The 22,433-nt window shown below is 67.2% G+C and carries 26 protein-coding genes and 1 riboswitch; of the genes, 14 read left to right on the top strand and 12 right to left on the bottom strand.

Annotation, left to right across the window (positions count from 1 at the left end):
- Window positions 1–23 precede the first annotated feature (23 nt).
- From pgl to OIM94_RS02750, 9 genes are all read left to right on the top strand, one after another.
- The gene (gene pgl, locus OIM94_RS02790) at window positions 24–731 is read left to right on the top strand and encodes a 6-phosphogluconolactonase (RefSeq protein WP_264608611.1); all 708 of its coding nucleotides are present in this window, start codon (window positions 24–26) and stop codon (window positions 729–731) included.
- Window positions 732–733: 2 nt separating this feature from the next.
- Window positions 734–2,557, top strand: coding sequence for a phosphogluconate dehydratase (edd, locus tag OIM94_RS02785; RefSeq protein ID WP_264608610.1), 1,824 nt, complete (start codon window positions 734–736; stop codon window positions 2,555–2,557).
- 125 nt (window positions 2,558–2,682) lie between these two features.
- A complete protein-coding gene (locus OIM94_RS02780) occupies window positions 2,683–3,651 on the top strand; it encodes an ROK family protein (RefSeq protein ID WP_264608609.1) in 969 nt (322 codons plus the stop codon).
- A gap of 29 nt (window positions 3,652–3,680) precedes the next feature.
- Window positions 3,681–4,265, top strand: a complete 585-nt coding sequence (eda, locus tag OIM94_RS02775) for a bifunctional 4-hydroxy-2-oxoglutarate aldolase/2-dehydro-3-deoxy-phosphogluconate aldolase (RefSeq protein ID WP_264609807.1) — start codon at window positions 3,681–3,683, stop codon at window positions 4,263–4,265.
- A 197-nt stretch (window positions 4,266–4,462) separates the two neighbouring features.
- Complete coding sequence (locus OIM94_RS02770; RefSeq protein ID WP_264608608.1) at window positions 4,463–4,666, top strand: ParD-like family protein; 204 nt, start codon at window positions 4,463–4,465, stop codon at window positions 4,664–4,666.
- Window position 4,667: 1 nt separating this feature from the next.
- Window positions 4,668–5,435 (top strand): type I methionyl aminopeptidase, encoded by a 768-nt coding sequence (gene map / locus OIM94_RS02765; protein ID WP_264608607.1) that lies wholly within the window; start codon window positions 4,668–4,670, stop codon window positions 5,433–5,435.
- 124 nt (window positions 5,436–5,559) lie between these two features.
- Window positions 5,560–5,736, top strand: coding sequence for a hypothetical protein (locus OIM94_RS02760; RefSeq protein WP_264608606.1), 177 nt, complete (start codon window positions 5,560–5,562; stop codon window positions 5,734–5,736).
- Entirely contained in the window at window positions 5,736–6,017 is a 282-nt protein-coding gene (locus OIM94_RS02755; protein ID WP_264608605.1) for an antitoxin Xre/MbcA/ParS toxin-binding domain-containing protein, read from the top strand. Before OIM94_RS02760 ends, OIM94_RS02755 begins: the two co-directional genes overlap by 1 nt.
- A gap of 8 nt (window positions 6,018–6,025) precedes the next feature.
- Entirely contained in the window at window positions 6,026–6,205 is a 180-nt protein-coding gene (locus OIM94_RS02750) for a hypothetical protein (RefSeq protein WP_010543827.1), read from the top strand.
- 115 nt (window positions 6,206–6,320) lie between these two features.
- Here the strand turns inward: OIM94_RS02750 and OIM94_RS02745 are convergent, their stop codons facing one another.
- The 8 genes from OIM94_RS02745 to fabD all read right to left on the bottom strand — a co-directional run bounded on the left by OIM94_RS02745 (window position 6,321) and on the right by fabD (window position 13,579).
- Window positions 6,321–6,788, bottom strand: coding sequence for a YaiI/YqxD family protein (locus OIM94_RS02745; RefSeq protein ID WP_264608604.1), 468 nt, complete (start codon window positions 6,786–6,788; stop codon window positions 6,321–6,323).
- Window positions 6,789–6,864: 76 nt separating this feature from the next.
- Window positions 6,865–8,475 carry a S10 family peptidase gene (locus OIM94_RS02740; RefSeq protein WP_264608603.1) on the bottom strand — a complete coding sequence of 537 codons (1,611 nt, stop codon included), beginning with the start codon at window positions 8,473–8,475 and terminating at the stop codon, window positions 6,865–6,867.
- An 81-nt stretch (window positions 8,476–8,556) separates the two neighbouring features.
- Window positions 8,557–9,573, bottom strand: a complete 1,017-nt coding sequence (gene mltG / locus OIM94_RS02735; protein WP_264608602.1) for an endolytic transglycosylase MltG — start codon at window positions 9,571–9,573, stop codon at window positions 8,557–8,559.
- 3 nt (window positions 9,574–9,576) lie between these two features.
- Window positions 9,577–10,836: a beta-ketoacyl-ACP synthase II gene (gene fabF, locus OIM94_RS02730; RefSeq protein ID WP_264608601.1), complete on the bottom strand. Its 1,260-nt coding sequence runs from the start codon at window positions 10,834–10,836 to the stop codon at window positions 9,577–9,579.
- A 138-nt stretch (window positions 10,837–10,974) separates the two neighbouring features.
- Window positions 10,975–11,223 (bottom strand): acyl carrier protein, encoded by a 249-nt coding sequence (locus OIM94_RS02725; protein WP_010543822.1) that lies wholly within the window; start codon window positions 11,221–11,223, stop codon window positions 10,975–10,977.
- A gap of 100 nt (window positions 11,224–11,323) precedes the next feature.
- Complete coding sequence (locus tag OIM94_RS02720; RefSeq protein ID WP_264608600.1) at window positions 11,324–11,857, bottom strand: hypothetical protein; 534 nt, start codon at window positions 11,855–11,857, stop codon at window positions 11,324–11,326.
- A gap of 33 nt (window positions 11,858–11,890) precedes the next feature.
- Complete coding sequence (fabG, locus tag OIM94_RS02715; protein WP_264608599.1) at window positions 11,891–12,631, bottom strand: 3-oxoacyl-[acyl-carrier-protein] reductase; 741 nt, start codon at window positions 12,629–12,631, stop codon at window positions 11,891–11,893.
- A 12-nt stretch (window positions 12,632–12,643) separates the two neighbouring features.
- Window positions 12,644–13,579 (bottom strand): ACP S-malonyltransferase, encoded by a 936-nt coding sequence (gene fabD / locus OIM94_RS02710; RefSeq protein ID WP_264608598.1) that lies wholly within the window; start codon window positions 13,577–13,579, stop codon window positions 12,644–12,646.
- A gap of 234 nt (window positions 13,580–13,813) precedes the next feature.
- Between fabD and rpsF the strand changes: the two genes are divergently transcribed.
- The 4 genes from rpsF (at window position 13,814) to OIM94_RS02690 (ending at window position 17,131) form a co-directional block, all read left to right on the top strand.
- A complete protein-coding gene (gene rpsF / locus OIM94_RS02705) occupies window positions 13,814–14,191 on the top strand; it encodes a 30S ribosomal protein S6 (RefSeq protein WP_264608597.1) in 378 nt (125 codons plus the stop codon).
- A gap of 13 nt (window positions 14,192–14,204) precedes the next feature.
- A complete protein-coding gene (gene rpsR, locus OIM94_RS02700) occupies window positions 14,205–14,429 on the top strand; it encodes a 30S ribosomal protein S18 (protein WP_010543816.1) in 225 nt (74 codons plus the stop codon).
- A gap of 11 nt (window positions 14,430–14,440) precedes the next feature.
- Entirely contained in the window at window positions 14,441–15,034 is a 594-nt protein-coding gene (gene rplI, locus OIM94_RS02695) for a 50S ribosomal protein L9 (protein WP_264608596.1), read from the top strand.
- A 138-nt stretch (window positions 15,035–15,172) separates the two neighbouring features.
- Window positions 15,173–17,131 (top strand): potassium transporter Kup, encoded by a 1,959-nt coding sequence (locus OIM94_RS02690; protein ID WP_413716373.1) that lies wholly within the window; start codon window positions 15,173–15,175, stop codon window positions 17,129–17,131.
- A gap of 59 nt (window positions 17,132–17,190) precedes the next feature.
- On the opposite strand, the gene OIM94_RS02685 is transcribed toward OIM94_RS02690, so the two are convergent.
- The 4 genes from OIM94_RS02685 to OIM94_RS02670 form a co-directional block, all read right to left on the bottom strand.
- On the bottom strand, window positions 17,191–18,702 hold the full coding sequence (locus OIM94_RS02685; RefSeq protein ID WP_264608595.1) for a SulP family inorganic anion transporter: 1,512 nt from the start codon (window positions 18,700–18,702) through the stop codon (window positions 17,191–17,193).
- Window positions 18,699–19,394 (bottom strand): carbonic anhydrase, encoded by a 696-nt coding sequence (locus OIM94_RS02680; RefSeq protein ID WP_264608594.1) that lies wholly within the window; start codon window positions 19,392–19,394, stop codon window positions 18,699–18,701. Before OIM94_RS02680 ends, OIM94_RS02685 begins: the two co-directional genes overlap by 4 nt.
- Before the next feature lie 103 nt (window positions 19,395–19,497).
- Entirely contained in the window at window positions 19,498–20,793 is a 1,296-nt protein-coding gene (locus OIM94_RS02675) for an ATP-binding protein (protein WP_264608593.1), read from the bottom strand.
- Window positions 20,794–20,819: 26 nt separating this feature from the next.
- The gene (locus OIM94_RS02670) at window positions 20,820–21,530 is read right to left on the bottom strand and encodes a response regulator transcription factor (RefSeq protein ID WP_264609805.1); all 711 of its coding nucleotides are present in this window, start codon (window positions 21,528–21,530) and stop codon (window positions 20,820–20,822) included.
- Window positions 21,531–21,676: 146 nt separating this feature from the next.
- On the opposite strand from OIM94_RS02670, the gene OIM94_RS02665 reads away from it, so the two are divergent.
- A complete protein-coding gene (locus OIM94_RS02665) occupies window positions 21,677–22,132 on the top strand; it encodes a hypothetical protein (RefSeq protein ID WP_264608592.1) in 456 nt (151 codons plus the stop codon).
- A 46-nt stretch (window positions 22,133–22,178) separates the two neighbouring features.
- Window positions 22,179–22,377, top strand: a riboswitch (cobalamin riboswitch).
- The last annotated feature ends 56 nt before the right edge of the window (window positions 22,378–22,433 follow it).

Raw genomic sequence — 22,433 nt, 5'->3', positions numbered from 1 at the left:
CCCACCAAATTGAAGGAGCTGACATGACGACCGAAATCGAATGGTGGGACTATGACGACACCGCCGAAATGGGCGAAGCGCTCGCCGGCGACGTCCAGTTCATCATCGAAAGCGCGATTGACGCTCGCGGCGCCGCGGTCATCGCGCTCGCCGGCGGCCGCACCCCCGCCCCCATTTACGCCAAGCTGAGCAAGGCCAAGCTCGACTGGAAGCGCGTGACGATCCTTCCGACGGACGACCGCATCGTGCCGATGGGCGATCCGATGTCGAACGTCACGGGCCTTGCCAAGGTGTTCCTGCCGCTCGGCGCGCGCGTGATCCCGGTCGTCAGCGAGAAGGCCGACGACTATAAGGCCGCCGGCCGCGCGGCCGATGCGCGCCTGCAGGACTTCCACTGGCCGCTCGACCTCTGCCTGCTCGGCATGGGCGCCGATGGCCACACCGCCTCGATCTTCCCCGGCCCCGATCTTCAGGAAGCCCTAACCGGGCCCAAGGAACGCCGCGCCCTGGGCGTGATGCCCGATCCGCTGCCGCCCGAGGCACCCGTCGCGCGTGTCTCGCTGTCGCTCGCCGCGATCGTCTCTGCGCGTGCGCTGATGATCGCGATCACCGGTCAGGAGAAGAAGGACGTGCTCGAGCGCGCGATTTCCGAGGGCGCGGGCTCGACCCTGCCGATCGGTCGCGTGCTCGCGGAAACCGAACTGCCCGTCGACATCCACTGGAGCGTCTGAAAATGACCACCCTCCACGCCGAAATCGCCGCCGTTACCGATCGCGTCATCGAACGCTCCAAGGCTGGTCGCGCCGCCTATCTCGCGCTCCTCCAGCGCGAGCGCGAATCAGGTAATGACCGGCCCAAGCTCGGCTGCGCCAACCTCGCCCATGCCTATGCCGGCACCGAGGAGCAGCGCGAGGAGCTCAAGACCGGCGCGCGGATGAACATCGGTATTGTCACCGCGTACAACGACATGCTGTCGGCGCACGCGCCCTATTACCGCTATCCCGAGCAGATGAAGATCTGGGCGCTGGAAGCGGGCGCCACCGCGCAGGTGGCGGGCGGCGTGCCGGCGATGTGCGACGGCGTGACCCAGGGCTATCAGGGCATGGAGCTGTCGCTGTTCAGCCGCGACACGATCGCGATGGCCACTGCCGTGTCGCTCAGCCACCGCGTGTTCGAAGGCGCCGCGCTGCTCGGCATCTGCGACAAGATCGTGCCGGGCCTGCTGATGGGCGCGCTGCGCTTCGGCCATCTGCCGATGGTGCTGATCCCGGGCGGACCGATGCGCTCAGGCCTGCCCAACAAGGAGAAGGCCGCGGTTCGCGAGCGCTATGCCGAGGGCAAGGCGACCCGCGAGGAGCTGCTCGAGGCCGAGATCGCCGCCTATCACGGCAAGGGTACCTGCACCTTCTACGGCACCGCGAACTCGAACCAGATGATGATGGAGGCAATGGGCCTCCACGTCCCCGGCGCCGCCTTCGCCAACCCGCAGACCAAGCTGCGCCAGGAACTCACTCGCGCCGCCGTCCACCGGCTGGCCGAGATCGGCTGGAACGGCGACGACTATCGCCCGATCGGCCATGTCGTCGATGAAAAGGCGATCGTGAACGCCGCGATCGTGCTGCTGGCGACCGGCGGATCGACCAACCACCTGATCCACGTCCCTGCTTTTGCCCGCGCGGCCGGTATCGTGATCGACTGGGACGATTTCGATCGCCTGTCGCGCGTCGTGCCGCTGATGACGCGCGTCTATCCGAACGGCTCGGCCGATGTGAACCAGTTCGAGGATGCCGGCGGCCCGTCCTTCGTGATCAAGGAACTGCTGAACGCCGGGCTGATGCATGGCGACGCGCTGACCATCGCAAAGGATGGCATGGCAGCCTATGGCCGCCAGCCCGACATCGAGGGCGATGCCCTGGTCTGGCGCGAGCATGGACCGGTCAGCAACGACGAGAACATCGTCCGCACTGTCGACACCGCCTTCTCGCCCGAGGGCGGCTTCCGCATCCTCAAGGGCAATATCGGCCGCGCCTGCATCAAGGTCTCGGCGGTCGAGCGCGAGCGCTGGATCATCGAGGCCCCTGCCCGCGTCTTCTCGGACCAGCTCGAAGTGCTCGAGGCGTTCAAGGCCGGCGAACTGGAGCGCGACGTGATCGTCGTCGTCCGCTTCCAGGGCCCGCGCGCCAACGGCATGCCCGAGCTGCACAAGCTCACGCCCCAGCTCGGCGTGCTGCAGAACCGCGGCTTCAAGGTTGCACTGGTCACCGACGGGCGCATGTCGGGCGCCAGCGGCAAGGTGCCGGCAGCGATCCACCTGTCGCCCGAGGCGCTGGGCGGCGGACCGATCGGCAAGGTGCGCGACGGCGACATCCTGCGCCTCGATGCCGAGGCCGGCACGCTCGAAGCGCTGGTCCCGGCGGACGAATGGGACGCCCGCGAGCATGCCGTCGCCCCGCCGCCCGCCATCGGCACCGGCCGCGAGCTGTTCGCGATGATGCGGCACCATTGCGACGAGGCCGAGAAGGGTGCGTCGGCGATGCTGCACGAGGCCGGCCTGTAAAGTTGTAACGCATGTAAATCATACTCGATGCCGCCCGCGGACTTTACATCCGCGCGGCGGGCGGGAAGAAGAGCGGCGCCCACTGGCAACGTTGACAGGGGCACGAGAGAGAGGATCGGATTCGAATGGAAGTCGTCGCCGTCGACATTGGTGGCACCCACGCGCGCTTTGCCGTTGCGGAGGTGGCCGAGGGCCGCGTCGTCTCGATGAGCGAGCCGATCACCCAGAAGGTCGCCGAGCATCCGAGCCTGCAGCTCGCCTGGCGCGCGTTCGGTGAGCAGCTCGGCCGGCCGGTGCCCAAGGCCGCCGCCATCGCGGTCGCCTCGCCGATCAACAACGATCTGATCAAGCTCACCAACAATCCCTGGATCATCCGCCCGCCACTGATCCCGGATCGGCTGGGTGCTGATGTCTGGACGATCGTCAACGATTTCGCCGCGATCGGTCATGCCGTCGCGCAGCTTGAGGACGAGGCGTTCCTGCATCTCTGCGGCCCCGAGACGCCGCTGCCCGACAAGGGTTCGATCACCGTCTGCGGCCCGGGTACCGGGCTGGGCGTCGCGCAGGTGTTTCGCCACCGCGGCGGCTATGACATCATCGCAACCGAAGGCGGCCATAGCGATTTCGCCCCGCTCGACGCCATCGAGGATGCGATGGTCAAGCGCCTGCGCCGCACCTATCAGCGTGTCTCCAAGGAGCGCATGGTCGCCGGCCCCGCGATCGTCTCGATCTACGAGACGCTGGCGGATCTGGAAGGCGTGCCGGTCGCGCGCCTCGACGACAAGGCGATCTGGACGCTGGCGCTGGAGGGCAAGGACAGCTTGGCGGTCGCGGCACTGGATCGCTTCTGCCTCAGCCTCGGCGCGGTGGCGGGCGATCTTGCGCTCGCCCATGGCCCCAGCGCGGTGGTGATCGCCGGCGGTCTGGGCTTGCGCCTGAAGGACCATCTGCTGCAATCGGGGTTCGGCGAGCGATTCGTCGCCAAGGGGCGCTTCCGCTCCCTGATGGCGACGATCCCCGTCAAGCTGATCACCCATCCCCAGCCGGGCCTCTACGGCGCAGCCGCCGCCTTCGCCCAGGAGCATGCACAGTGAGCGACACCCGCCCTTCGATCGAAGCCATCATGCGCACCGCACCCGTCATTCCGGTGCTGGTGATCGACGACGCCGCCAAGGCGCGTCCGCTCGCCGAGGCACTGGTGAAGGGCGGCCTGCGCGTGCTGGAAGTCACGATGCGCACCCCCGCCGCGCTCGATGCCATTCGCGAGATGAAGCAGGTCCCCGGCGCGATCGTCGGCGCAGGGACCGTGGTCAACACCCAGCAGTTCGAGCAGGTGATGAAGGAGGATGCCGAGTTCATCGTCTCCCCCGGTCTCACGGACAAGCTGGGCGACGCGATCGTCCGCAGCGGCGTGCCCTATCTGCCGGGCATCGCCAATGCCGGCGACATCATGCGCGGGCTCGATCTCGGCCTCAGCCACTTCAAGTTCTTCCCGGCCGAGACCTCGGGCGGTCTCAAGGCACTCAAGGCACTCGCCGCCCCCTTCTATCAGGCGAAGTTCTGCCCCACCGGCGGCATCAGCCTGGCGAGCGCGCCCGAATGGCTTGCGTTCGATCCGGTGCTCTGTGTCGGCGGCAGCTGGATCGCCAGCGGGTCGCTGGAAGAGGTGGAAGCCAAGGCCCGCGAAGCCGCCGCGCTGGTGCGGTAAGTCATACTTTCTAAGCCCCTCCTCCGTGGGGGAGGGGTTGGGGGTGGAGGGATTCCAGAACGCCTGTTTGTCTCTGTGAGACACAGCCCACCCCAACCCTTCCCCTGAAGGGGAGGGGCTGAGCACTCCATGCCACTTGCCCTTTCCGAATATACGAACCATATACGCTCCGTATCCCCATCCGAACCGGAGCGCCCATGGGCATCGTGAAAATCGCCGACGACCTCCACGAGGAGGCGCGCCGCGCCAGCGCCGTCATGTGCCGCTCGATCAACGCCCAGGCCGAATACTGGATGAAGATCGGCATGCTGGCCGAGGCCAACCCCACCCTCTCCTTCCACGAGATCGTCCGCCGCCAGCTGGCCGAGGCCCAGGTCACCACCGCGCGCGAAGCCGCCTGAGATGATCAAGACCCCGCACGAACTCGATCTGATGCGCGCGGCCGGCCGCCTGCTGGCCCAGGTGTTCGAGATGCTCGACCGCACGCCGCTCGCGGGCAAGTCGACGCTGGAGATCGACACGCTGGTCGATCGCTACATCACCGAGGATCTCGGCGCCCGCCCCGCCAGCAAGGGGCAATATGGCTATGGCTTCGTGCTCAACTGCTCGCCGAACGAAGTCGTGTGCCATGGCGTGCCCGACGCCGGGACGATCGTGCAGGATGGCGACATCCTCAACCTCGACATCACGCTGGAGAAGAACGGCTTCATCGCCGATTCGAGCAAGACCTACATGGTCGGCGAGGTTTCGCCCCAGGCACGGCGGCTGGTGAAGGTGACGCAGGAGGCGCTCTGGAAGGGCATCGCCCAGGTCCGCCCGGGTGCCACGCTCGGCGACATCGGCGCCGCCATCGAGCGCCATGCCAAGCAGCACGGCTATGCAGTGGTGCGCGACTATTGCGGCCACGGCATCGGCCGCGAGATGCACGAAGAACCCTCGGTGCTCCATTTCGGCCGCCCCGGCACCGGCATGAAGCTGCGCGAAGGCATGACCTTCACGATCGAGCCCATGCTCAACCAGGGCACGCGCCGAGTGACGACGCTCGACGACGGCTGGACGGTGGTCACCAACGACCGCAAGCTTTCCGCCCAGTTCGAGCATACCGTCGCGGTGACGGCGGACGGCGTGGACGTCCTGACCCTGCGCGAGGGGGAACGGGCGCTTTCCTGATGCCGCTCGGCGGCAGCGCGGTTGCGAAACGACCCCGGAGACCCCATCTGAGGCTCATCGTCGGTTTCCCAACCGTAAGCGCCGGCGACTGGGTCCATCATGTTCTCGCTTGCATGGCACGAGTATGTCCATGGACCTCGCCTATCTTCTCGCGCGCTACCAGAACTCCCTCCGCCTCGCTGCCGCCGCCGCCTGCATCGCCTCGCGGGCGTCCCACCGCGCGCTGGCGGCGGAATATGCCAAGCGCATCCACGCATGGCAGCGAATCCACGGCGCGCCCGATCTGGCGATTGCCGCCTGATGGGTGCGATCACCAAGCTCGCGGTCGGAGACACGTCAGAGGAGGGCGATCGCCGGCGCTTTCGGGCAGGTGCGCGGACGAAACTCGCCCCTGAGGTGATCGCGCGGCAATCGCGCGTCGCGCTGCTCGCCTTCCAGCGCCTGCCCGATCGCGCGGCCGCGCTGGCCTTTCTCAACAATATCGACGAGGCGCTGGGTGGAAGACCGATCGACGTCGCCAGCGCCAGCGAGGCGGGTGCGGTGCGTGTCGAAACCATGTTGCGCGCCGCGATTATCGACTAAGCAGCGCCATGGCCGAACGCTTCGAACGACACCGCCAACCCTGGCGTCCTGATGAGCTGCAGAAGCTCCACACCCTCGCCAAGAAGGGGATGCCGCTGCGCGCGATCGCCAAGGCGCTCACCCGCAGCGAGGAATCGGTGAAGGAACGCGCCAAGCTCGACGGGCTGTCGATCGCCAAGCTGCACTGACAGGACGCCCGCCAACGCAGCCCACCCCGTCATTCCATCAAACGCTGGGGTCTCTGCGGGGCTTGGCGGCTGGGGTTGGCATCGGCAGACTCCCGTTGCGGCGGCCTCAACATGCTTACCCCAGCGCCCGCTTCACCCGCACCAGCGCGGCATCGAGCGCCGAGAGGAACCGCGAGCGGTCTTCCTTGCCGAACGGCGGCGGGCCGCCGATGCGGTCGCCGCCCGCGCGCAGGTCCGCCATGATCGCCCGCACTGCCACGGCGCTGCCGATCGAGCTGGTCGTGAACGGCTTGCCATTGGGTCCGAGCACCGCCGCCGCGCCCGCCTTGAGGCAGCGATCGGCCAGCAGGATGTCCGCCGTGACCACCACGCTGCCAGCATTGCTGTGCTCGGCGATCCAGTCGTCGGCGGCGTCGAAGCCGTCGCTCACCACCACGCGGTCGATCAGCGGGTGCTGCGGCACGCGCAGATGCGCGTTGCTGACCAGCGTCACCGCCACCTCCAGCCGCCAGGCAACCTTGTAGATCTCGTCCTTCACCGGGCAGGCATCGGCATCGACGAGGATGTGCGGCGCAATCGTCATGCCCCGCCCTGCCACAATACCTGCCGGAAGACGACCGGATCGGACGGTTCCAAACGCAACCCGACCCGGCCGTGCCTCAGTTCTGCGCCGCCTTGGCCGCGGGGCGCGCCGGCGGCGTGCTGGACGCGGCCGCCCGCAGCGCATCGTCGTAGAAGGCAGAGAGGTCGCGGTGCATCTGCGGCAGCGTCGTGGGGTTGAGATACACCATGTGGCCCGCGTCATAATAGGTGAAGCGGATGTTCTTCTGGAGCTGCGGATCAAGCAGCATGTGGCTGACGTCGAACTCGGCGCCGTAGAAAGGCGTCGCGAAGTCATAATAGCCGTTGATGAAGAGCACCTTGAGATAGGGATTGGTGCGCATCGTATAGGCGAGGTCGGCGGCGCTGTTGGGCATCAGGTGGGTGCCGCTCTCGTCCGGCGCGCGGTGCTTCCAGTCCCAGTCGAAGCCGGGGCCGCGCGCGGTCATGCGATACGGCATGTCGGTCTTGTAGCCGAGCACGCGCGTCGCATAGTCCTGGAAGGTCGCGACGAAGGCGCCGGTGACCGCGGTCGAGGACGGGTCGTCGCTCGGGCTGTCGGCATTGGCGTCGGTGACGTTGAGCAGATACCGCGAATCGAGCCGGCCCACCGCAACCCGGCGATCGCGCATCAGCTCGGTCTGGAAGCGCGGCAAGGTAAGGCGCAGGTCGGCGCGCAGGATATAGGCTTCGCTGATGCCGGTATATTCGGACATCTTCCTGGCAACCGCCGCCTTTTCCTCGGCCGAAATGGTCGAGCCCTTGGCGAGCGCGGCGGCATAGGGGCCGCTGGTGAAGGCACGGACCTCGTTGACGAACGTCGCCAGGTCGGCGGGGCGGTTCTGGAGGCGGTTATGGTACCAGGCGGTCGCCGCCATGGTCGGGAACAGCGTCAGGAAGTTCTGGTCATAGCCGGGCTGGCGGACGCCGTAGTTCATAATCGTGGAGAACTGGACCATGCCGTTGAGGCTGAGTCCGGCCTCCTCCAGCTTGGCGGCGACCACCGGGTTGCGCAGCGTACCGTAGCTTTCGCCGAACAGGAATTTGGGGCTCGGCCAGCGATCGAACTTGGCGGTGTAGCGAAGGATGGCGCGGGCGAAGCCGTCGGCATCCTGGTCGACGCCCCAGAAGTCCTTGCCGGTCTTGTCGCCCAGCGGCCGCGACCAGCCGGCACCAAGCGCGTCGATGAAGACGAGATCGCTCTTGTCGATCAGCGAATCCGGGTTCGGCCCGAACCCATAGGGTGCCGGGCGGATATATTCCGGATTGGCGGTGGTGACGCGGACCGGCGCGAAACTGCCCATGTGCAGCCAGATCGTCGGCGAGCCCGGGCCGCCATTGTAGAAGAAGGTCACCGGTCGCTGCTCGCGGGCCGATCCGTCGCGGGTATAGGCGGTGTAGAAATAGGACGCGGTCGGCTTGCCGTCGTCGTCGCGGATGGTCAGCGTGCCGGCGGTGGCGGTATAGGCGATGCGCTGGCCGCCGACGGTGACCGCGCCGTGGCTGACGGCGGCGGTTTCCTCGACCGGCGGCTTCGCCCAGGCGGCCTCGGCCTCGGCCTTCATCTGCTCGCGGTGGTCGCCCTTCGCAGGCGCATCCTTCGGCTTTTCTTGCGCCCAGGCCGGGCTGGTGGTGGCGAGCAACAAGGTCAGCAAGGCAGCACGGCGCATTCGGCGATTCCCCCTGGAATTGGTCACAGGGGAAACTTTGTTACATGGCCGCGCCCGCCGCACAAGCGGCCGGAAAATACGTTACATTTCTCCGCGCGCGCGGCGGATGGCATACCATTTCGCCACGTTCGCCTGATGCTGCGCATAGGTCTCGGCGAACACATGGCCGCCGCTGCCATCGGCAACGAAGTAGAGCGCCTTGGACGCTGCCGGATGCAGCACCGCGTCGATCGAGGCGCGCCCCGGATTGGCGATCGGCCCCTCGGGCAGGCCCCGCATCGTATAGGTGTTGTAGCCGTTCTTCGCGCGCACTTCCGATTGCAGGATGCGGCGGCCGAGCGGCTTGCCCTTGGTGATCGGATAGATGATCGTCGGATCGGCCTGGAGCGGCATCCCCGCCTTCAGCCGGTTGGCATAGACGGCGGCGACGGTGGTGCGCTCGGCCGGCTTGCCGGTTTCCTTCTCGACGATCGAGGCGAGGATGATCGCCTCGCGCGGGGTGGTGACGATCAGCCCCTTGTCGCGCGTGCTCCAGGCCTTGGCGAGATAGTCGGTCATCGCCTTCTGCATCCGTACCAGCACCGCCGCGCGCGGCTCATCACGGACATAGGCGTAGCTGTCCGGCAGCACCGATCCTTCGGCGGGCGTCCTGGCCTCGCCGGACAGGCCGGGTGCCTTGGCGAGCGCCTCCGCGACGAGGATCGACGGCATGCCTTCCGGCACCGTCACCAGTCGCTGCCGGGTCTTGCCCTCCTGCAGCATTGCCAGGATGCGGCGGGCGCTGGTGCCGGGCGCGATCCGGTACTCACCCGCCCGGATGCTATCCCCCTCGCCGAGCAGCTTTGCGAAGCAGAGAAAGAGCGCGCGGGAGTGAATGGCCCCGGCCTTTTCCAGGTCGGTCGCGGCGCGCGAAAGCGTAGCGCCCTCGGGCACCACGATGCTCATATCCTTCGTCGCCGGCCCCGGCCCCGCCCACAGCCACCAGCCCCCCGCGAGCGCACACACGGCAAGAAGCGCGGCAACCAGCAGGACGCGCGGCCCCCGGCTCCGGCGCGCGGGCGCACGGCGGCGGGAACGGGAGCGCGCGTCCTGCGGCATGGCTCAGAGCGCCTTCATCACCAGGCTGGCATTGGTGCCGCCGAAGCCGAACGAGTTGTTCAGCACGGCCTTCACCTTCCGCTCCTTGGCGACATGCGGCACCAGGTCGACGCCCGCGCAATTCTCGCTCGGATTGTCGAGGTTGAGCGTCGGCGGCACGATCTGGTCGCGCAGCGCCAGGATGCAGAAGATGCTCTCCACCGCGCCGGCGCCGCCGAGCAGGTGGCCGATCGCCGACTTGGTCGAGCTCATCGACAGGCCGCCGATCGCATCGCCGAACAGGCGGCGCACCGCCCCCAGTTCGAGTTCGTCGCCGAGCGGCGTCGAGGTGCCGTGCGCATTGATATAGTCGATCTCGTCGAGCGCGAGGCCCGACTTGCGGACCGCCATCTGCATCGAACGGAACGCGCCCGAGCCTTCCGGGTGCGGCGCGGTGACGTGATAGGCATCGCCCGACAGGCCATAACCCACCACTTCGGCATAGATCTTGGCGCCGCGGCGCTTGGCATGCTCATATTCCTCGAGCACCACCACGCCCGCGCCCTCGCCCATCACGAAGCCGTCGCGACCCTGATCCCAGGGGCGGCTGGCCTTGGTGGGATCGTCGCGGAAGCCGGTGGAGAGCGCGCGCGCCTGGCCGAAGCCGGCGATGCCGATCGGGCAGACGGTGCTTTCCGCGCCGCCGGCAAGCATGATGTCGGCATCGTCCATCGCGATCATCCGCGCGGCGTCGCCGATCGAATGGGCGCCGGTCGAACAGGCGGTGACCACCGCATGGTTCGGGCCCATCAGGCCGTATTTGATCGAGACCTGGCCCGAGATGAGGTTGATCAGGCGGCCATGGACAAAGTGCGGCGAAACGCGCTTCGGGCCCTTTTCGGCGAGCACCAGCGATTCGCTCTCGATGCCCGGCAGGCCGCCGATGCCCGAGCCGATCGAGCAGCCGGCGCGGAAGCGCATCTCTTCCGGCATGTCGGTAAGGCCGGCATCCTCGATCGCCTGGCCGGCGGCGTCGATGCCGAAGACGATGAAGGGATCGACCTGGCGCTGGATCTTGTGATCGACGCGCTTGCCTGCATCGAACCCATATTCATGGTCGGCTGGCTTCACTTCGCAGGCATAGTTGCTCTGGAAATCCGTCGCATCGAACTTGGTGATCGTGCCCGCGCCGGACTTGCTGGCGAGGATGTTCTTCCAGGCGGTTTCGACATCGGCCCCCAGCGGGGTGACGAGGCCCAGGCCGGTCACGACTACGCGGCGCATGGCAGTTCTCCAGTCAATCTACGTTCGGTTGTAGCGTTAATACAAAACGGCTCCCCGTCCGCATCGCCAAAGGCACGGGACGGGAAGCCGCCTAGTCGCAAATCCGGCCCATCGGGGCTGGGAAGCGCGGTTCGAGCGTCAGCCCTGCTGATGCTCGGAGATGTAGGCAACGGCGTCGCCGACGGTGCTGATCTTCTCCGCGGCGTCGTCCGGGATCTCGACCCCGAACTCTTCCTCGAAGGCCATCACCAGCTCGACGATGTCGAGGCTGTCCGCACCGAGATCATCGGTGAAGCTCGCGGTCGGCACTACGTCCTTGGCGTCGACGCCCAGATGGTCGACAACGAGCGCCTGCACGCGGGTGGTGATCTCTTCCTGGTTGGCCATGGTCCCTGTTTTCCTTTGTGATGGGGCTCTGAATCCGTTTTCCCGCACCTAGAATGCCGCCGTGGCGGTTGCAAGAGGGAGCCGCACAGGCCCCGTCCCACTAGCGGGAAAAGTACGCGGCAGCATATTCCAGCGTGTTGAGAAACGCAAAATATTGCGCGAGCAGCTGGGCATTGGCGCGGGTCTGCTGCGCCTCGTCCGTCACGGCGGCGCGGATCAGATCCTGCGTCGCCTTGGGGGTCAGCGGGGCGCGACGGACCTCCTCGGGCAGCGCGGCGAACTGCTGGTCGAGCGCTGCGGGGTCGAACCCCTTGGCCTGCACCACGCGCCGGGCGACCGGCAGGCCAACCTCGGCGAGCGCATAGACTCCCGAAGCCGACGCCGCCGCGCCGCTCCACCCGCGCTCATTGGCGCAAGCGGTGGTCGCATCGTTGAGGCCCCGCGTTACGGCGGAGTCGTAGCTCGGCCGCTGTCCCGGATTGGCAAGGTTCCGCTCGACATTGACGGCGAGCTGCGCCTTAACGGCGGCGTCGAGCTTCTGCCCGACACAGACGATCGAGGCGGGATCCGCCGGGGCCGCGAGGGCCGGGGTGGCGGCGGCAAGTGCAAGTGCTGCGGCAAGAACCAGACGCATATCTTTCCTACTCCACGCCCCCCGGCTGTCGGCTCAGAGCATCGCCATCCCGCCGTTCACATGCAAGGTCTGCCCCGTCACATAGGAGGCTTCCTTGCTGGCGAGATAGACGACCGCCGCACCGATATCCTCGCCCTCGCCCAGCTTTCCGGCAGGAATACGGCCGAGCAGCGCCTCTTTCTGCGCATCCGGCAGAACGTCCGTCATTGCCGACCGGATGAAGCCGGGAGCCACGCAGTTGACGGTGATGTTGCGGCTGGCGAGCTCCTGCCCCAGCGCCTTGGACATGCCGACAAGCCCGGCCTTGGAGGCGGCATAGTTGGCCTGGCCCGGATTGCCGGTGGCGCCGACGACCGAGGTGATCGAGATCATGCGGCCGAAGCGCGCCTTCATCATCGGCTTGGCGGCGGCGCGCATCAGGCGGAATGCGGCTTCCAGATTGACCTGGATCACCTGCTCCCACTCCTCGTCCTTCATCCGCATCGCCAGATTGTCGCGGGTGACGCCGGCATTGTTGACGAGAATGTCGAGCTTGCCGCCCAGCGCTTCGACCGCCTGCGGGACGAGCGCATCGACCGCGGCGCGATCGGAGAGGTTGCAGGTGAGCGCAACATGCTCGCCGCCGAGGCCGGCGCGGAAGGCTTCCAGCTTATCCGCATTGGAACCCGACACGGCGAGCTTCGCGCCCTGTGCTGCCAGCGCCTTGGCGATCGCCGAGCCGATGCCACCCGAAGCGCCGGTGACGAGCGCGGTCATTCCCGTAAGATCAAACATGTCGGTATCTCCTCAGAGCGCCTTCACGAGCGCTTCAATGTCATCCATCGTCACCACGCTGGTCACCGTCGCGTCGGGGCTGATGCGCTTGACCATGCCGCCCAGCACCTTGCCGCCCAGCTCTACGAACTCGTGCACGCCGCCGTCGAACATCGCCGATACCGATTCGCGCCAGCGCACCATGCCGGTCACCTGCTCGACGAGCAGCGTGCGGATCGTCGCCGGGTCGGCCACCGGTGCCGCCGTGACATTGGCATAGACCGGCACCAGCGGCGCCTGGATCGCGACTTCGGCCAGCGCCTTCTCCATCGCATCGGCCGCGGGCTGCATCAGCGGGCAGTGGAACGGTGCGGAAACCGGCAGCAGCAGCGCGCGCTTGGCGCCGTGGTCCTTGGCGATCGCCACAGCGCGCTCGATCGCCGCGCGGGCGCCGGAGATCACCACCTGGGTGGGATCATTGTCATTGGCGACGGTGCACACCTCGCCCTCAGCAGCGGCATCGGCGATCGCCTGTGCCTTGACGAGGTCCGCACCCAATAGCGCGGCCATCGCCCCCTCGCCCACCGGCACCGCCGACTGCATCGCATCGCCGCGCTGGCGCAGCAGCTTCGCCGTGGTGGACAGATCGAGCGCGCCCGCCGCGCACAGCGCGGTATATTCGCCGAGCGAATGGCCCGCGACGAAATCGGCCTTGTCGGACAGGCGGATACCGCCTTCCTTCTCGAGCACGCGCAGCACCGCGATGGCATTCGCCATGATCGCCGGCTGGGCATTGGCGGTGAGCGTCAGGTCGCTCTCGGGGCCCTCGCTCATCAGCTTGAAGAGATGCTGGCCCAGCGCCTCGTCCACCTCCTGGAAGACTTCGCGCGCGGCGGGGCTCGCCTCGGCCAGCGCCTTGCCCATGCCGACGGCCTGGCTGCCCTGGCCCGGGAAAATGAATGCGCGCATGATGGCTCCTCTTCGCGAACGCTTCTATAATGGCGGCGGCCGTTAGAACCGAACCCGCCAAGGATGCAAGCCCGTCGCGCCGAACGGGCTTGCCTTCGCCCCCGACTTGCGTGTAAGGGCACCCGATCGGAGCGGAGCAGCAATGCGCCCGCTCCGTTTGCTTTATCGAGAAGACAGCCGGAGGGGCGTCCGCACGGGGCGGCGTCAGCGATCGGCCAACATGAAAGAGAACCTATGGCTCTGTACGAGCACGTGTTCCTTGCGCGCCAGGATCTGGCACAGGCGCAAGTGGACGCGCTGGCGGAAACCGCCACCAAGATCGTCGAAGACAATGCGGGCAAGGTCGTCAAGACCGAAACTTGGGGTCTTCGCAGCCTGGCCTATCGCATCGCGAAGAACCGCAAGGCGCACTATGTGATGCTCGAAATCGACGCGCCGGCCGGCGTGGTCGCCGAGCTCGAGCGCCAGACGCAGATCAACGAAGACGTGATCCGCTACATGACCGTCAAGGTGGACGGCCACGAAGCAGGCCCGTCGGTGATGATGCGCAAGGGCGACCGTGAGCGTCGTGGTCGTCGCGAGCGCGACGGCGGCGGTTTCGACGGCGAATAAGGAGCGATAGACCATGGCACGACCGTTTTTCCGCCGCCGCAAGAGCTGCCCCTTCTCCGCGAAGGACGCGCCCCGGATCGACTATAAGGACGTCCGCCTGCTGCAGGGCTTCGTCTCCGAGCGCGGCAAGATCGTCCCCTCGCGCATCACCTCGGTGAGCGCGAAGAAGCAGCGCGAGCTGGCCCAGGCCATCAAGCGCGCCCGTCACCTGGGCCTGCTGCCCTACATCGTTAAGTAAGGAGCGGATCCATGGAAGTCATTCTGCTGGAGCGCGTCGAGAAGCTCGGCCACATCGGCGACGTGGTGAAGGTGAAGGACGGCTTTGCCCGTAACTTCCTCCTCCCGCGCAAGAAGGCGCTGCGCGCCAACGAAGCCAACCGCAAGGTCTTCGAAGCCAACCGTGAGCGCATCGAAGCCGAGAACGCGACTCGTCGCGTTGAGGCCGAGAAGGAATCGAAGACGCTCGAGGGCGTTTCGGTGACGCTCATCCGCCAGGCGTCGAACGTCGGCCAGCTGTACGGCTCGGTCGCGGTGCGCGACCTGGTCGACGTGCTGACCGCCGAGGGCCACAAGGTGAACAAGGCGCAGATCGTGCTCGATCGTCCGATCAAGGCGATCGGCGTGTACGAAGTCCGCGTCGCGCTGCACCCGGAAGTCGCGGTGACCGTGAAGGTCAACGTCGCACGTTCGCCGGAAGAAGCCGAGATGCAGGCGCAGGGCGTCGACGTCACCTCGGCGATGTTCGAGCGTGACGAAACCGGCTTCACCGAGGATTACGATCCCAACGCCGAGCCGGGCGAGATCGCGACCGAAGCACCTGCCGCGGAAGACGCGCAGGGCTGAGGCTCTCGAATCGAAACCATGGCAAAGGGCCGTACCGAGCGATCGGTGCGGCCCTTTCCTTTTGGAATATTGAAAACGCGCCACACCTGTTGTGAAATTCGCGGGAAACCACAGGGGCGCTAAACGCTTTCCGCTGGCATGCGGAAATGCGCAGGCGTACCGCGTGCCACCCCGAATCCGTCGGGGCGGAGACCTGCAGTGCAGCAGTCAGCGAGCGACGGGGATGCCCCCGCGCATGCGCACCAGGAGCGGTTCGCCGCCCTGGCAGTCGGCGCCATCGGCGTCGTATTCGGCGATATCGGCACTTCGCCGCTCTATTCGCTCAAGGAAAGTTTCATCGGCCACCACAAGCTGGCGGTGGATGCGGCGCACATCTACGGAGTGCTGTCGCTGATCTTCTGGACGATGACCTCCATCGTCACGATCAAATATGTCGCGCTGATCCTGCGCGCGGACAATCGCGGCGAAGGCGGCAGCCTCGCACTGCTGGCGCTGATCACGCGAAAGATGGACGACAGCCGCTGGCGCGTCGCCATTACCCTGACCGGGGTGATCGCAACGGCGCTGTTCTACGGCGATGCGATCATCACTCCGGCGGTGTCGGTGCTGTCGGCGGTCGAGGGGCTGACGACCGTCCGAGAAGGCTTTACGCCGCTCGTGCTGCCGTTGACCGTCGCTATCCTCGTTGCGCTGTTCGCCATCCAGGCGCGGGGCACGGCCAGCGTCGGCAAGCTGTTCGGCCCGGTCATGCTCGTCTATTTCGCGGTCATCGCGGTACTTGGCATCTCGGGAATCGCGGCCGCGCCCGAGATCCTGTGGGCGCTGAACCCCTGGTATGCCGTCAAGTTCTTCACGCTCGATCCCACGCTCGCCTTTCTGGCGCTGGGATCGGTTGTCCTGGCGGTAACGGGTGCCGAAGCGCTGTACGCGGACATGGGCCATTTCGGCCGCCGCGCGATCATGGTGTCCTGGCTCTACATCGCCTTCCCCTGCCTGATGCTCAACTATCTGGGGCAGTCGGCAGCGATCCTGCGCAATCCGGCGATGATCGAGAACCCCTTCTTCCTCATGGCGCCCGATTGGGCCCGCCTGCCGCTCGTCATCCTCGCCACCATGGCGACGGTGATCGCCAGCCAGGCGGTGATCTCGGGCGCCTTCTCGGTCTCGCAGCAGGCGGTGCAGCTGGGTTTCCTGCCGCGCCTGCGCATTCTCCACACCAGCGCGAAGGCGGCCGGCCAGGTCTATGTGCCGCTGGTCAACTGGGGCCTGCTGGTGATGGTGGTGCTGCTGGCGCTCGGCTTCCGCAGCTCGAGCAACCTCGCCTCCGCATATGGGATCGCGGTGACCGGCACGATGTTCATCACCGCCTGCATGCTGGGCGTACTGACCTTCGCCGTATGGAAGTGGCATCCGCTGCTCGCCGGCCTCGTCACCGGCGTCTTCCTGCTCATCGACGGCGCCTATTTCGCCTCGAACATCACCAAGATCCCTGATGGCGGCTGGTTCCCGCTGCTGGTCGCCGCGGTCGCCTTCGTGCTGCTGACGACGTGGTCGCGCGGACGCCGGCTGGTGCTCGCGCGGCTTCAGGAGGGGGCGATGCCGATCGCGCTGTTCATCCGCTCCGCCGCACAGTCGGCGGCGCGGGTGAAGGGCACGGCGGTGTTCCTCACCTCGACCCCGGACAGCATTCCGCCGGCGCTGCTGCATAATCTCAAGCACAACAAGGTCCTGCACGAGCGGATCGTGCTGTTGACGGTCGCGATCGAGCAGGTCCCTCATGTGCTGGGCAAGGAATGCACCTCGATGGAAGCGCTGGGCGACGGCTTCTTCCGCGTGGTGCTGCACTATGGCTTCATGGACGAAGTCGACGTGCCGGCGGCGCTCGCCGCGATCCAGGACTGCGGCGCCCCGTTCCGGCCGATGGAAACCAGCTACTTTCTCGCGCGGCAGACGCTGCTGCCGTCGTCGCGCCCCGGCATGGCGATCTGGCGCGAGAAGCTGTTCGCCTGGATGGTGCGCAACGCCGAAAGCGCGATGGAGTTCTTCAAGCTCCCCACCAACCGGGTCGTCGAGCTGGGCAGCCAGCTGGAAATCTGAGCAAAAAAATGGGGCGGCCTGCGCTTGGCGGGCCGCCCCAGGTCTTCGGGGTGTTTGGTTCAGCTCGCGAGCACGGCGGTCTTTCCGCTGGCGCCCTGCAGTTCGACCGGCGAACCGCCTGCGCGGCGACGCTGCAGCCAGTCCTTCAACAGTTCCGCGCAGCTGTGATCGACCGCGTCGAGCCGCGATACGTCGAGCAGCACCGACTTGCCGCCAGGCACCGACTCCAGCCGATCCGAAAGCTTCGGAAGAGTGATGAAGGTGGCCGAACCCGCCAGTGCGATGCGGTGTTCGCCCGCTGCCTCCTGCTGGTCGACCTTGAGGCCGAGGCGCCGCAGATTCGGCACCAGTTCGAGCAGCGAGAGCGCGATGCCGACGAGCACGCCGGTCAGCAGGTCCTGCGTGACGACAAGGGCACAGGTAACCGCCCAGATCGCCGCCGGCAGCACGCCATAGGTGCCGAACAGGTGGCGGACATGCTTGAGGTTCACCAGCTTGACGCCGGTGACGACCAGCACCGCACCGAGCGCCGCCATCGGGATCTCGCGCAGCAGCCACGGCAGCAGCGCCACGAAACCAAGGATCCAGGCGCCATGCATCACGGCCGACCAGCGCGTCTGGGCGCCGGCCTGGACGTTCGCCGAGCTGCGGACGATAACACCGGTCATCGGAAGCGCACCGGCAACGCCGCACAGCAGGTTGCCGATGCCCTGTGCACGCAGCTCCTTGTTGTAGTTGGTCCGCACGCCGTCGTGCATCCGGTCCACCGCGGCAGCCGAGAGCAGCGTCTCGGCGCTGGCGATGAATGCGAGCGCGATCGCGGCGGTGATGACCTGCGGATCCAGCCACTTGGCGAAGAAGCCGTTCTCCGGCAGCGCGATGGCGGACACGATGTTCGAGGGCACGGCGACGCGGGTAACGTCGAGACCGAAGCTGAACGCCACCAGGGTCGCCGCGACCACGCCGACCAGTGCGCCCGGCACCAGCTTGACCGCGGCAGGCTTGAACTTGTCCCAGCCGATCATCGTAGCGATGGTCAGCAGGCCAAGTCCCAGCGCCATTTCGGCCGCGGCAAGATCGGTCGAGAGGCCGAGCACGCGGCCCGGCATCGCCGCCAGATTAGCAAGGCCGTTCGACAGGGGCTTGGCATCGAACAGCACGTGATACTGGCCCACGACGATCAGAATGCCGATCCCGGCGAGCATGCCGTGCACCACCGCAGGCGAGATCGCACGGAACCAGCCGCCGACGCGGAGCACGCCCGCGACTACCTGGATGGCGCCGGCGAGGATGAGGATCGGGCCGAGCGCGGACAGGCCCTGCTCGCGCACCAGTTCGAACACGATGACGGCGAGACCCGCCGCCGGGCCGCTCACCTGGAGCGGGGAACCGGCGAGCAGACCCACGACCAGCCCGCCGATGATGCCGGTGACCAGGCCCTTTTCGGGCGGCACGCCCGACGCGATGGCAATGCCCATGCAGAGCGGCATCGCCACGAGGAACACGACGATGGACGCCGTGAAGTCGCGCACGAAGCTCTTGGGCTTCGGTGCTTCAACGACCGTGCTCATTCCGCGGCCTCCGCCAGCGCGACGTCACGCGCCAGCCGCTGGCCGGCCGGCAGCGCCACCGGCATGGGGCGATCCTCGCGGATCGGGACAAAGCGGCCGGTCTCGCCGTCGAGGCCGAGCACCATGCCCGCGCCGATATCCACGAACCAGCCGTGCAGGGCGATCTCGCCGCGCGCGATGCCGGCTGCCACCGAGGGATGCGTCCGCAGATGCGCCAGCTGGACGACCACGTTCTCGAGCGCCGCCGTGCGGACCGCATCCGGGCCTTCCAGATTGTCATAGCCGCCATCGACGACGCACTTGGCGGCATGGCTGTGGCGCAGCCACGCGGTGACGTTCGGCATGCCTTCCAGCATTTCCGGGTTCATCAGCGCCTTCATCGCTCCGCAGTCCGAATGGCCGCAGACGATGATGTCGCGCACGCCGAGCGCCGCCACGGCATATTCCACGGTCGAGGAAACACCGCCATTCTGGGTGGCGAAGGGCGGCACGATGTTGCCGGCGTTGCGGCAGACGAAGAGGTCGCCCGGGTTCGCCTGGATGATCTGCTCCGGCACCACACGCGAGTCCGCGCAGGAAATCATCAGCGCCTTCGGGCTCTGCCCATGGGTCGCGAGCTTGGAATAAAGGGCGTGCTGGTTCGGGAAGACCTGCTTCTCGAAATCGACGACGCGTCCGATCACTTCGTTCACGGCTTGGCTCCTGGGGTTCGGCCCGCGGCGCGGGCACTTCTTCAGGAAACCAAGTTAAACGCCCGCATTTGCTGCATCGCGGCGCCTTCGTAAGGAAATATGTCTAACCCGTGGATCCATCGCGCGGAAGGAGGATCTCGGCGCACAGGCCGCCGCCCTCGCGATTGACGAGGCGGAAGCTGCCGCCCTCCGCCTCGGCTGCGCGCGCGACGATCGAGAGACCCAGGCCGAAGCCGACCGTGTCGCGCGAGCGTGCGGCATCCAGCCGGACGAAGGGCTGCATCACGCGCTGCAGCTCTTCCTCGGGAATGCCGGGACCTTGGTCCTCCACCCGAACCGCGACGCCTCCGGGCACCGGCACCAAGCGGATGCAGCACTGCCCCGCATAGTGCACCGCATTGTCGACGAGATTGTTGATCGCACGCTTCAGCACCAACGGCCGGACGACATGCTCGAAATGATCGGGTCCGTCATATTCCACGTCACGGCCATGATCGGCATTGTCGTCGGCGATGGTCGCGCAGAGCACCGCGAGGTCGACCCGAGCCGGCGTCTCGCGGTCCCCCTCGCCGCCCAGAAACGCGAGCAGCGAGGAAATCATCGCTTCCATTTCGGTGATGTCGGTCTCGACCGCCGCATGGACGTCCGGATCCGCGATCGCGTCCGCGCGCAGCCGCAATCGGGCGAGCGGCGTGCGCATGTCGTGTCCTACCGCCGCCAGCGCCTGGGTGCGATCGGCGATCAGGCGCTGGATGCGCTGCTGCATCCGGTTGAACGCACTGATCACGCGCCGCAGCTCCTTAGGGCCCGCTTCCTCGACCTCGAGGATGGCGCCCGTGCCGAACCGGTCGGCCGCGACGGCGAGACGGCGCATCGGCAACAACATCCGCCGCAGCAGGATTCCGCTGATCAGGATCAGCGCAAGCGCCGGCGCCAGCGCGAGAAGGATGCGCGAAAGGCCCAGATCGGCGGCGTGCACATGCTCGCGTGTCCGGAAATACATCCAGCTGCCATCGGGCATCGGTACCGCGCCGACGATCAGCGCCCGGCTGCCCTGCGAGGTAAGCCGCAATCGCAGCCCGTCGAGCGCGAGGCTGGGCTCCCACAGCACCACCTGTTCGTACAACCGGTCCAGATCGGGCTGCTCGCGCAATCCCGATGGGAGCTGGGCCATCCAGCGTACTTCGTACCGCGACGTGGTGAACTCCACCGCCAGTCCATCGCGCCGCGCCGGCGGCTGCTCGGCGAGCAGCTTGCGCGCGATCACCAGATGCTCGGCGAGCCGGCGCGCCTCGTCGTCGCGCACGGCGAACTGGCTGGCGCGCTCGTAGAGCAGGGTGGAAACGGCGAATTCGATGAGGATCGTCAGCAGCAGGATCGCGAAGACCTGCCCGATCAATCCCGAGGGTCGATGGAGAAACGACCTCAAGCGCGCGTCACGGGCACGTTGAGCGTATAGCCGATGCCGCGCACGGTGACGATCGGCGCCTGGTGCCCGGCATCGGAGAGCTTGCGCCGCAGCCGGCTGACCAGCACGTCGATGCTGCGATCCGAACTGTCCCCCAAGCGGGTGCGGGAAAGCTCGATCAGCCGCTCGCGCGAGATAACCCGCCCGGCATGATCGCACAGCGTCACCAGCAGATCGAACTCGGCGCCGGTGAGGTCCACCACCGCACCGGTCGGCGACAGCAGCTCGCGACGCGGCAGGTTCACCGTCCAGCCGTCGAACTGGATCTCGCCCTTGGGGCGTTCGGTGGCGTCGCGCTCGCCGGCCCCACGGCGGAGCACGGCGCGAACGCGCGCGACGAGCTCGCGGGTGCCGAAAGGCTTGGGCAGATAATCATCGGCGCCCAGCTCCAGTCCGACGACCCGATCGGTCTCGCTGCCCTTGGCCGAGATGAAGATGATCGGCACCGAACTCTTCTGGCGGATGGCACGGCAGAGATCGATGCCGCTGGTGCCCGGCAACATCACGTCGAGCAGCACCAGATCGACCGGCCCCTGGTCGAGCGCCAGCCACATCTCCGGCGCCGAGGACGCAGGACGCACCGTGTACCCGTTTTCCTGAAGGGCGCGCGCGGTGAGCGTGCGCAGCTGTGGATCGTCCTCGACCAGCACGATCGTGGGAAGGCTCAGCGGGGGTTCACCTGCATACATTGCGCAGAAACCTAGGGTCGTCGTCCGCCAGGGTCAACGCCGCGGCGGCGTGCAGCGGCGTGACCGGGGTCACGCGCCGCCCGAACGGCACGCGCTAGCTAGGGCCGTCCCTGGAAGGAATCACCATGCAGATGTCGCGCTTGAGGAACGCCATGCTGGCCGTTCGGCCACGCAGCGCACGCGCCGCGTCCGCCACGACGACGGAGGCTTTCGCGCAAGATCTCACGCCCCCCGGCGACCCGGGTTCCGCCGAACCGCGCCACCTGCTCGCTGCGCTCGACCGCCTGTCCTCGGCGGTGATCGCTGCGACCGGCAGCCTCGCCTTTCTGTCATCCGAGCGCATTCAGCTGATCGATGCCGCCCACAAGCTGGCCTGGCTGCTGGTGCGCGTGCATCGAAACGAAGGCACTCTCACCCGATCCCCGGACATTGCGGGCGCCACCCACGCGATCGTGAGCGCCACGTACAAGCTGCAAGCGGTCCGTGCGCTGGGCGACGGTGTCGATGCGATCGCCGCGCTGTTCGATCTCATCCCGCGGATCGACCTGCTCCTGCCGGCAACCGGCCAGCGACCCCAATAGCACTGGCGCAAGGCCCGCCCCGCCGCTAGAGCGGCCCCGAAGGTTTGACCTTCCTGCTCATGCCGGTGCCCCTCGCGGGGCGCTAGGGAATGCGGTGCGGGCGCATCGGTGCCCAATGCCGCAGCTGCCCCTGCAACTGTAGGCGGTGAGCGGCCGGGCACAGGCCATTGGGACCATTCCCGAGAAGGCGCCCGAACCGCTGCGACCCGCAAGCCAGGAGACCTGCCGGCACGAGGGGTCGCTCACGCTCGGTCCAGGGTGCGGCCGAAGCGCGGTTTTCCGTTCGAGCGACGAAGCCGAA

This window comes from Sphingomonas sp. R1 (assembly GCF_025960285.1).
GTDB lineage: Bacteria > Pseudomonadota > Alphaproteobacteria > Sphingomonadales > Sphingomonadaceae > Sphingomonas.
This window is presented reverse-complemented; position numbering and strand designations above follow the sequence as displayed.

Bases quoted from the DNA above. Each gene is read 5' to 3' on its own strand.
- pgl (WP_264608611.1), top strand. From the start codon at position 24: ATGACGACCGAAATCGAATGGTGGGACTATGACGACACCGCCGAAATG.
- edd (WP_264608610.1), top strand. From the start codon at position 734: ATGACCACCCTCCACGCCGAAATCGCCGCCGTTACCGATCGCGTCATC.
- OIM94_RS02780 (WP_264608609.1), top strand. From the start codon at position 2,683: ATGGAAGTCGTCGCCGTCGACATTGGTGGCACCCACGCGCGCTTTGCC.
- eda (WP_264609807.1), top strand. From the start codon at position 3,681: ATGCGCACCGCACCCGTCATTCCGGTGCTGGTGATCGACGACGCCGCC.
- OIM94_RS02770 (WP_264608608.1), top strand. From the start codon at position 4,463: ATGGGCATCGTGAAAATCGCCGACGACCTCCACGAGGAGGCGCGCCGC.
- map (WP_264608607.1), top strand. From the start codon at position 4,668: ATGATCAAGACCCCGCACGAACTCGATCTGATGCGCGCGGCCGGCCGC.
- OIM94_RS02760 (WP_264608606.1), top strand. From the start codon at position 5,560: ATGTCCATGGACCTCGCCTATCTTCTCGCGCGCTACCAGAACTCCCTC.
- OIM94_RS02755 (WP_264608605.1), top strand. From the start codon at position 5,736: ATGGGTGCGATCACCAAGCTCGCGGTCGGAGACACGTCAGAGGAGGGC.
- OIM94_RS02750 (WP_010543827.1), top strand. From the start codon at position 6,026: ATGGCCGAACGCTTCGAACGACACCGCCAACCCTGGCGTCCTGATGAG.
- OIM94_RS02745 (WP_264608604.1), bottom strand. From the start codon at position 6,788: ATGACGATTGCGCCGCACATCCTCGTCGATGCCGATGCCTGCCCGGTG.
- OIM94_RS02740 (WP_264608603.1), bottom strand. From the start codon at position 8,475: ATGCGCCGTGCTGCCTTGCTGACCTTGTTGCTCGCCACCACCAGCCCG.
- mltG (WP_264608602.1), bottom strand. From the start codon at position 9,573: ATGCCGCAGGACGCGCGCTCCCGTTCCCGCCGCCGTGCGCCCGCGCGC.
- fabF (WP_264608601.1), bottom strand. From the start codon at position 10,836: ATGCGCCGCGTAGTCGTGACCGGCCTGGGCCTCGTCACCCCGCTGGGG.
- OIM94_RS02725 (WP_010543822.1), bottom strand. From the start codon at position 11,223: ATGGCCAACCAGGAAGAGATCACCACCCGCGTGCAGGCGCTCGTTGTC.
- OIM94_RS02720 (WP_264608600.1), bottom strand. From the start codon at position 11,857: ATGCGTCTGGTTCTTGCCGCAGCACTTGCACTTGCCGCCGCCACCCCG.
- fabG (WP_264608599.1), bottom strand. From the start codon at position 12,631: ATGTTTGATCTTACGGGAATGACCGCGCTCGTCACCGGCGCTTCGGGT.
- fabD (WP_264608598.1), bottom strand. From the start codon at position 13,579: ATGCGCGCATTCATTTTCCCGGGCCAGGGCAGCCAGGCCGTCGGCATG.
- rpsF (WP_264608597.1), top strand. From the start codon at position 13,814: ATGGCTCTGTACGAGCACGTGTTCCTTGCGCGCCAGGATCTGGCACAG.
- rpsR (WP_010543816.1), top strand. From the start codon at position 14,205: ATGGCACGACCGTTTTTCCGCCGCCGCAAGAGCTGCCCCTTCTCCGCG.
- rplI (WP_264608596.1), top strand. From the start codon at position 14,441: ATGGAAGTCATTCTGCTGGAGCGCGTCGAGAAGCTCGGCCACATCGGC.
- OIM94_RS02690 (WP_413716373.1), top strand. From the start codon at position 15,173: ATGCGGAAATGCGCAGGCGTACCGCGTGCCACCCCGAATCCGTCGGGG.
- OIM94_RS02685 (WP_264608595.1), bottom strand. From the start codon at position 18,702: ATGAGCACGGTCGTTGAAGCACCGAAGCCCAAGAGCTTCGTGCGCGAC.
- OIM94_RS02665 (WP_264608592.1), top strand. From the start codon at position 21,677: ATGCAGATGTCGCGCTTGAGGAACGCCATGCTGGCCGTTCGGCCACGC.